This is a genomic window from Caballeronia sp. SEWSISQ10-4 2, from assembly GCF_030464885.1.
Lineage (GTDB): Bacteria > Pseudomonadota > Gammaproteobacteria > Burkholderiales > Burkholderiaceae > Caballeronia.
Genome location: NZ_JALPRJ010000167.1, coordinates 1 through 8,148 on the forward strand (window position 1 = coordinate 1; position 8,148 = coordinate 8,148).

Below are 8,148 nucleotides of genomic sequence, written 5' to 3' on the forward strand. Positions count from 1 at the left end.
AAGGCGGCGTAAGCCGCCGGGAATCCTCGTTCATCAGGGCGAGGAGGACGTCAAATACATCCACGGGATGGTTTCGGTAATAAGTACTTACGAGGAGGACTATAGTGACCCTGCTCGACTCTAGGCTGTTGTCCGAATACGCTTGCCAGCGTACAGCGGGTACAGCTGCGCGCCTGGTGTCGCGCGAGCTCGCGCAACGGGGCGCGGCGACTATCGAGCAACTATCGGGGACCCAAGGGAAAGATTTGATAGATAGAAGCGCCGAAACGAGTGCATTCGACCAGAACATTCTTGCTCATGACCTGAAATAAACAAAAAAGCCGTCAAAATTGGCGGCTTTTTTGTTCTCGATCAACCGGTCTCCTTACGCCAGCACCAGATTGTCCCGATGAATCAACTCGGGTTCTAGCATGTACCCGAGTACCGTTTCGATCTCCCCGCTCGGCCGGCGCTGAATCAGCCGCGCCTCGGAACTGCTGTAATTCGTGATGCCGCGCGCCACTTCCTGCCCACCCGGACTCATGCACGCGATCACTTCGCCGCGCGCGAACGCGCCGTGAACATCGATCACGCCGATCGGCAGCAAGCTCTTACCGCCTGCGGTGAGCTTCTCGACCGCGCCGTTGTCGATAACCACGTGGCCACGCACCTGCAAATGATCCGCCATCCATTGCTTGCGAGCCGCGATACGCGCCGTTCGCGCGATCAGTTGCGTGCCGATCATCTCGCCGGACGCAAGCCGCGTCAGAACATCTGACTCCCGCCCGCTCGCAATCACCGTATTCGCGCCGCTATGCGCGGCGCGCTTTGCCGCGAGAATCTTGGTCAGCATGCCACCGCGCCCCAGACTCGAACCCGCACCGCCCGCCATGGCTTCGAGTTCCGGCGTGCCCGCATCGGCCTGCTCGACCAGCGTCGCAGAGGGATCGTGGCGTGGATCGGCGGTGAACAGGCCGCGCTGATCGGTGAGGATGATCAGCGCATCGCCTTCTATGAGATTCGCTACCAGCGCGCCCAGCGTGTCGTTGTCGCCGAACTTGATTTCGTCGGTGATGACGGTGTCGTTTTCGTTGATGATCGGCACGCAGCCCAGGCGCAGCAAAGTGAGCAGCGTTGAGCGCGCGTTCAGATAGCGTTCGCGGTCAGCGAGATCGGCGTGCGTGAGGAGAATCTGCGCGGTGCGCATGCCGTGCTTGCCGAAACTGCTTTCGTAGACTTGCGCCAAACCCATTTGGCCCACGGCTGCGGCCGCTTGCAGTTCGTCAATTTCGCGCGGCCGCTTCGTCCAGCCCAGCCGATGAATACCTTCGGCAATCGCGCCGGAGCTGACCAGCACGACCTCCTTGCCCTGCCCGCGCAACGCTGCAATCTGCGCGGCCCAACGCGCGATGGCTGCGTGGTCGAGCCCGCGGCCATCGTTTGTCACCAGGCTCGATCCCACTTTCACTACGAGTCGCTTCGAAGCGGCTATGACGGAACGCATCTGACGCATTTCTCCTCGGATTTGCCTCGATCACCACGGGCCAAACTCTTACGCTTCGTCTTTGTCGATCTCCGGCGCGGGCTGAGGCGCCACGGCGGCGGGTTCGTCGCGGAAACGCACATCGGCGGCGAGATCTTCCGCTTCTGCCGCGCGCGACGCATCCGAATTCTTCGAGATGTAGTCGAAGATGGCATAAGTCAGGCTTTCGCAGCCCTGACCCGTCAGCGCCGAGATTTCGAACACCGGGCCATCCCACTCGTAACGCTTGATGAAGTCTGCCACCCGCGATTTACGCTCTTCGTCTGGCACCATGTCGAGCTTGTTCAGCACGAGCCAGCGCGGTTTGTCGTACAGCGCCTCATCGTACTTGCGTAGTTCGTTGACAATCGCGCGCGCTTCCACGACGGGATCAACCGCTTCGTCAAAGGGAGCGAGGTCGACCAGATGCAACAGCACGCCGGTGCGCTGTAAGTGCCGCAGGAACCGGTGACCAAGACCTGCGCCCTCCGCCGCACCTTCAATCAGACCCGGAATATCCGCGATCACGAAACTCTTTTCCGGTCCGACGCGCACCACGCCGAGATTTGGCGCGAGCGTGGTGAACGGATAATCGGCAATCTTCGGCCGCGCATTCGACACCGCCGTGATGAACGTGGACTTGCCCGCGTTCGGCATGCCGAGCAGACCGACGTCGGCGAGCACTTTCAGCTCGAGGCGCAGCATGCGCCGGTCGCCCGGCTTGCCTTCGGTCTTCTGGCGCGGTGCGCGATTCGTGCTCGACTTGAAGTGCAGGTTGCCAAGGCCGCCCGCACCGCCGTGCGCGATCAGCACGCTCTGGTTGTGCTCGGTCAGATCGGCGATCAACTCGCCCGTTTCCGTGTCCGCGATGATCGTGCCGACCGGCATACGCAAGATGATGTCCTCGCCGCCCTTGCCGTAGCAGTCCGCGCCGCGGCCGTTTTCGCCGTTGCGCGCCTGGTGTTTCTTCGCGTACCGGTAGTCGATCAGCGTGTTGATGTTGCGATCCGCGACCGCATACACGCTGCCGCCCCGGCCGCCGTCGCCGCCGTCCGGTCCGCCGAACGGGACGAACTTCTCGCGCCGCATCGACGCGCTGCCATCCCCTCCGTCGCCGGCGATGACTTCAATTCTCGCTTCGTCAATGAACTTCATGAGTTGCTCCGTCCCGTGTTTCACTTTGCGTGGGACTGGTGTAAGCGCATGGGACCAGAGTAAGCGCATGGGACCGGAGTAAGCGCTAAAGCGCAAACTCTGGTCGACAGCGCCAACTCTGGTCGACAGCGCCAACTCCAGTCGACACACTATTCTGCCGCGGCCGGCCGATGCCAGCCACTAGGCCATTCGATATATGCCACTGCCCGGCCGCGTCAATAAAGCCGGCCAATAAAAAAAGCCCCGCGAACTTCGCGGGGCCTTTTCCGGTCCTGAAGCCCGTGCCTGGATAATTCTTAGGCAGCCGGGACGACGTTGACCAGATGCTTCTTTGCTGCGCCCTTCGTCGAAAACGTGACGTGGCCGTCGGTCAGCGCGAACAAGGTGTGATCCTTGCCCATGCCGACGTTGTCGCCCGGGTGCATGCGCGTGCCGCGCTGGCGAACAATGATGCCGCCTGCGTTGATAGCCTGGCCGCCATAAACCTTCACGCCGAGGCGCTTTGATTCAGAGTCGCGACCATTGCGGGATGATCCGCCTGCTTTTTTGTGTGCCATTTAATAGCTCCTTGACCGTTTAGCTTAATCGACTCGACGACGCTTACGCGGCGTTGATAGCGTCGATACGCAGTTCGGTATAGTTCTGGCGATGGCCAGCGTGCTTTTGGTAGTGCTTCCGGCGACGCATCTTGAAGATCGTAACCTTCTTATGACGACCCTGGGACACGACGGTAGCTATGACGGAAGCCCCACTGACCAGCGGTGCACCGAACTGAATCGATTCACCTTCGCCTACTGCGAGAACCTGGTCGAGCGTGATTTCAGCGTCAATGTCTGCCGGTATCTGTTCTACTTTCAATTTTTCGCCGACAGCAACCTTATACTGCTTGCCACCGGTTTTTATGACCGCGTACATTGAGAACCTCACTCTGAATTCATTTTTCCGCACACCGTGCGCGAAAACGCGTGATTATACAGAGAGTTAGGCTCTCCGTCAAAACCCTTGTTCATCGCGAAAAAGCGCCGCCGCTGCACCGGAATGAGGCGAGACCCACGCGCCATCATCCTGATTTTGCCGCCGCCCGCCGTTCGCCGGCCTTGCTGCGGCAATGGGCACGGTGAGTCCGAGGCGTCTTTAGAGGCGGCTATCGGCCGATTCGCCTTATAATTCGCGGCACTACCCTAATTGCCGATCATGTCGTCCACTGCCACTTCCTCCCCAAACGCCGCCAACGTGCTCGAGCCCATAGCCGAGGACATGCAGCAGGTCAATCGCGTCATCCGGCAGCGCCTGGCATCCGAAGTGATGCTGATCAACCAGATTTCCGAGTACATCATCGGGGCTGGCGGGAAGCGGCTTCGTCCCGCGTTGCTGCTTTTGGTAGCAGGCGCTCTCGGCGACAAAACCGGGCACCGCCACGAACTGGCCGCGGTCGTCGAGTTCATTCACACGGCCACGCTACTGCACGATGACGTCGTCGACGAATCCGATCTGCGGCGCGGCCGTAAAACCGCGAATGCGCTGTTCGGCAACGCGGCGAGTGTGCTCGTCGGCGACTTCCTGTACTCGCGCTCCTTCGAAATGATGGTCGGCGTAGGCAAGATGCGCGTGATGGAGATCCTGTCGGTCGCGACCAACGTGATCTCCGAAGGCGAAGTGCTGCAGTTGCTCAACATGCACGACCCGGACGTGGACGAAGCGCGCTACATGCAGGTGATCCGCTACAAGACGGCCAAACTCTTCGAAGCGGCGGCGCAACTCGGCGCAGTGCTCTCGGGGTCGGATGCCCGGACGGAAGCGGCGGCAGCGGAGTTCGGACGGCGCATCGGCACAGCGTTCCAGATCATGGATGACTGGCTCGATTACACGGGCACGGCGGAATCGATGGGTAAAAATGCCGGCGACGATCTGCGCGAAGGCAAACCCACGCTCCCCCTCATCTATTTGATGGAGCACGGTTCGGCCGAACAGGCAACGCTCGCACGCGAGGCAATCGAGCAAGGCGGCACCGATAAATTCGACACCATCTTCGAAGCCATCACGACGTCGGGCGCGCTGGATCACACCTTGAAATGCGCGCGGCAGGAAGCGCAGGCGGCAGCCAATGCAATTTCTTCGTTTCCGGATTCCATTTTTAAAGAGAGCCTGCTAGAATTATGTTCTTACTCGACGGCGAGACAGTCCTGAAAAGGAAACGAACCGATTCGACGTGAACAATTCGGGGTGTAGCTTAGCCTGGTAGAGCGCTACGTTCGGGACGTAGAGGCCGGAGGTTCGAATCCTCTCACCCCGACCATGAATTCCCTTGTTAATCAAGGCCAAAACCGTCCAGCTTGCTGGGCGGTTTTTTGTTTTGGGCGACCCTCTGCGCCAGTTCTGCGCCAAAAATGCCTTCGTCGCGGCCCCGTCCGCACCCGGCGTCGCGCGCCAACGCACTGCCCGAGCCGGCCCACGAGGTCGCGCCTCTAAAACAGCGAGGACCCGCCGGTCACTACACGTAGCTCCACTGTCTCAGGAGCTGCCATGACTACCGTTTCGAACCGTTCGAACTACTCATCACCGTTGCCCGTCACGATGCGTGTGGCCGCGTCTTCCCCTACTCCGCCCGCACCGCCGTCGAAGCCTATGTCGCTACGCTGCGCGCCAACGGCTACCGGCCCCGCGTGACCCGCGCCAGCGACTGCTTCGAGGTTCGCATCCGCAACAAGGGCTTTCCTGAACTCCACACGACCGTCGCCTCAGAAGAGGAAGCGGTCACCCTCATCAAATTCATCGAGGGCCAGCGTGCCATCGGCTTGCACGTGGACTACTCGAAGGCGCTGACGGTCAGCTTCGCGGACCTGCTGGTGCGCTATCTGCGTGAGGAGGCGCCGCGCCATGCCAGTTTCGAGGTGGTCGCCTACAAAATCAATGCACTGCTCGAGGATGCGGGCCTGCCGCGGCTCAACCCAGCCGAGATTGTGCGCGCCCACCCGGCGCCCCGTCCCCGGGTGAAAGCCCGCGCCGCGCGGCGCAGCACCGGCAAGACCGTGCGCACGCCGACAGTGAACCTCATCCGTTGCAAACTGGCGCATCCTGAACTGGAACTTGCCATGCCTACCTTATCCGCGAAACATCATGCAAGCGAACTGCAGCGCCAACTACGCGCCCTGCTAGGCCATGATCAGATCGTGACGCAAGCCTACGGAGCTCACCTGCTGATCAAACGTCTGGACGATCAGGATCCCATTGTTGTGGCTCGTCTGAGCGAGCTCGGCCGCAATCTTTACGGAGCAGCCTTTCGCAGCCATAGTGGGCGATGGGAACCTCTACCGGGCTCAGGCCCGCTCGATGAGATGGCTCAGGTCGTCGTCACGCTCCTGGCGCCTTATTTACAGCCAGATAATTATTAAACCTATTTATGGGATGTTGTACTAGCGCTTGGTATTCGTTATGCCTTTCCCAGCCGCGACTCTGGAGGAGCGATACGGCGGCGACCCGTTCGCTATTGGCCATCATCACGTCGCTGCGGCGCTATGGGCTGTCGGCATAGAACAGGCACCAATCGTCCGGTTGTCGGACCCTGTTCGCCCGCGCTTCGGGGCCGGCTCTTGTGGGTGTTTGTTACCTCTGCCAAGCTAAGTCGTTGGATTCATCCCGAATGGAAACGTAGTTTGCGTGGCCGACACATGCTTGTGGCCAAGTTAAAGGTGAAAGACGTCGTTGGAGGAGCGCGAAATGGAAACGACTGAGCGGCAAATACAAGAGAAATTTTTAAACGCGCTTAGAAAAGAGCATGTATCGGTCAACGTTTTCCTTGTGAACGGAATCAGATTATTGGGATACATCGAGTCATTCGACAAGTATGTGCTGATGCTGAACTCGGCGGCGGGTATGCAAACGATATATAAGCATGCCATTTCTACAGTCCAGGAATACATCGGCAAACCCTCTCCGATAACGAGTCGGTACGCAAGTGGTCGTGAAGATGGGGAAGGCGAACGTGCGCCGAGCGTATCGCATCGAAAAGTCCGTTCGATTCGCCCCGATGACGAATAGGTTGTGGTGTCGTGGCGTCGTATCGATACCAGTAGTTAACCCCATCGCGAGGATGGCTAACAAACTAGCCGCAACGTCGCGCTAGTGCGTCGACAGTAAACTCGATTGACTCATGGGCCGATGACGGGGCCCCGACGAAGAATTTCGGCCTTCCGCCGAGGCCACATCAGCCCTGTTCGGTTCCGGCGATGCCCTCCTGGGATGTCACCTATCCGCTCGAACCCAACGACTGCTCAGTGTTTGGAAGGGGAGTCGCATTGAACCCCATTAGCGCATGTAGGCGAGCTATCGGAGCGTTTGCTTCCGGTTGCGCTGCGCGTGTCTGGAACGCCGCCATACGACACGTCAGTACTGGACTGGGCTGAAGCATTGGCGTTCTCTTCCATTGTCGCCCGTGCTGATGGCGGGGCGGTTTGTTGTGTCTCCTGCCCGTTCGCGATACCAGTGAACACAAGCAAGATGACGACTGTCGTCTTTGAAGCGAAAGCTGATGTCATTTCCCTACTCCTTGCGTGAAGTTCGGTTGCCAGAGTCCTCTTCTCGGCAAATCACAAGTCGAACGTTGTCCTCGCACGAACCGACCGCATCCAACGCCAGCCGGTCGTGCTCCAAAGACGCGTCGCGCACCCATACGGGTTTGGTAACCTCTGACAAATGGCGCGCATGCTGTCGGGCGGCGCAGGGGCTCGCCTGAGAATGCCTTAGGTCATAGGGGCGAAACTCCGGCCGACGATGACTCCGACGCCTCAGCTTCTGTTATAGGTCGCACGTGTTGAATTAAAAGGGCGTCGCTGCAAGTACTGAAGGGCGCGTGCGACGAGCCGGCCGTGCGGGTCGCCATGCCAGCCGGCGTACTGCGAAGGCCTGTCCGGGCGAGGTCCTCTTCAGCGAAAATCTTCCTCGCGCCACCTATTTTTCAGGGCCACCGATTCCAGCTTGCGCGCTGGTATATTCCAGACACGCAGGGTGTCATCGGTATGACAAAGATAAGGGAAACGCGGACGAAAACGTATCTCCCATCGCCATGAATTATTTCCGCCACGGGCCTCGTTTCGGAATAATCTAAAGAAGTAGGTCAGTGCCGAAACTCCTCGCTGTTACCAAGCAATCCTTCGAAAGTTGCGACGTCAGCGGAACGTCGGACTAATGTTTCGGCTTTGCTACTTGGCAACAGAGAGGATTCGTCTATGTATCATTCGTCATCCGTTGACTACATAGGGAACGTGATTGTCCCGATAGTCACACAGGACCCGTCTGGCTTTAGGTCGACGGCCATTATCACGGACGAAAACGGTGACGGACAAGCCACCGGTGCGCTCGGTTGCTTTGCGACCGAAGCCGAGGCGCGCCAATTCGCTGTGGAATATGCAAAATCCGAAATTGGACGGCGTCGTTTAATGCATGTCGTTATACAGAAATGTCGGCATTACCGTCATCGCGCAATAAGCGCATGG

Annotated in this window: 8 protein-coding genes and 1 tRNA gene; 5 read left to right on the top strand and 4 right to left on the bottom strand. The window is 59.3% G+C overall.

What is annotated here, in order from left to right; translation table 11 throughout:
- Positions 1-104 precede the first annotated feature (104 nt).
- On the top strand, positions 105-311 hold the full coding sequence (locus tag M0D69_RS42870) for a hypothetical protein (protein ID WP_301787852.1): 207 nt from the start codon (positions 105-107) through the stop codon (positions 309-311).
- A gap of 53 nt (positions 312-364) precedes the next feature.
- Here the strand turns inward: M0D69_RS42870 and proB are convergent, their stop codons facing one another.
- The 4 genes from proB to rplU all read right to left on the bottom strand — a co-directional run bounded on the left by proB (position 365) and on the right by rplU (position 3,571).
- A complete protein-coding gene (gene proB, locus M0D69_RS42875) occupies positions 365-1,483 on the bottom strand; it encodes a glutamate 5-kinase (RefSeq protein WP_122176657.1) in 1,119 nt (372 codons plus the stop codon).
- A 48-nt stretch (positions 1,484-1,531) separates the two neighbouring features.
- Positions 1,532-2,656, bottom strand: a complete 1,125-nt coding sequence (gene cgtA, locus M0D69_RS42880; RefSeq protein ID WP_301787853.1) for an Obg family GTPase CgtA — start codon at positions 2,654-2,656, stop codon at positions 1,532-1,534.
- A gap of 296 nt (positions 2,657-2,952) precedes the next feature.
- Positions 2,953-3,213, bottom strand: coding sequence for a 50S ribosomal protein L27 (gene rpmA, locus M0D69_RS42885; protein ID WP_031360734.1), 261 nt, complete (start codon positions 3,211-3,213; stop codon positions 2,953-2,955).
- 43 nt (positions 3,214-3,256) lie between these two features.
- Positions 3,257-3,571: a 50S ribosomal protein L21 gene (gene rplU / locus M0D69_RS42890; RefSeq protein WP_031360733.1), complete on the bottom strand. Its 315-nt coding sequence runs from the start codon at positions 3,569-3,571 to the stop codon at positions 3,257-3,259.
- Positions 3,572-3,850: 279 nt separating this feature from the next.
- On the opposite strand from rplU, the gene M0D69_RS42895 reads away from it, so the two are divergent.
- From M0D69_RS42895 to hfq, 4 genes are all read left to right on the top strand, one after another.
- Positions 3,851-4,843 (top strand): polyprenyl synthetase family protein, encoded by a 993-nt coding sequence (locus tag M0D69_RS42895; RefSeq protein ID WP_047845273.1) that lies wholly within the window; start codon positions 3,851-3,853, stop codon positions 4,841-4,843.
- Between the two features lie 32 nt (positions 4,844-4,875).
- Positions 4,876-4,952: transfer RNA gene (locus M0D69_RS42900), tRNA-Pro, on the top strand.
- 367 nt (positions 4,953-5,319) lie between these two features.
- Entirely contained in the window at positions 5,320-6,048 is a 729-nt protein-coding gene (locus tag M0D69_RS42905) for a hypothetical protein (RefSeq protein WP_301787854.1), read from the top strand.
- A 325-nt stretch (positions 6,049-6,373) separates the two neighbouring features.
- A complete protein-coding gene (gene hfq, locus M0D69_RS42910) occupies positions 6,374-6,694 on the top strand; it encodes an RNA chaperone Hfq (protein WP_301787855.1) in 321 nt (106 codons plus the stop codon).
- Positions 6,695-8,148: the final 1,454 nt, after the last annotated feature.

Coding starts and splice junctions, on each gene's coding strand:
- proB (WP_122176657.1), bottom strand. CDS start 1,483: ATGCGTTCCGTCATAGCCGCTTCGAAGCGACTCGTAGTGAAAGTGGGA.
- cgtA (WP_301787853.1), bottom strand. CDS start 2,656: ATGAAGTTCATTGACGAAGCGAGAATTGAAGTCATCGCCGGCGACGGA.
- rpmA (WP_031360734.1), bottom strand. CDS start 3,213: ATGGCACACAAAAAAGCAGGCGGATCATCCCGCAATGGTCGCGACTCT.
- rplU (WP_031360733.1), bottom strand. CDS start 3,571: ATGTACGCGGTCATAAAAACCGGTGGCAAGCAGTATAAGGTTGCTGTC.
- M0D69_RS42895 (WP_047845273.1), top strand. CDS start 3,851: ATGTCGTCCACTGCCACTTCCTCCCCAAACGCCGCCAACGTGCTCGAG.
- hfq (WP_301787855.1), top strand. CDS start 6,374: ATGGAAACGACTGAGCGGCAAATACAAGAGAAATTTTTAAACGCGCTT.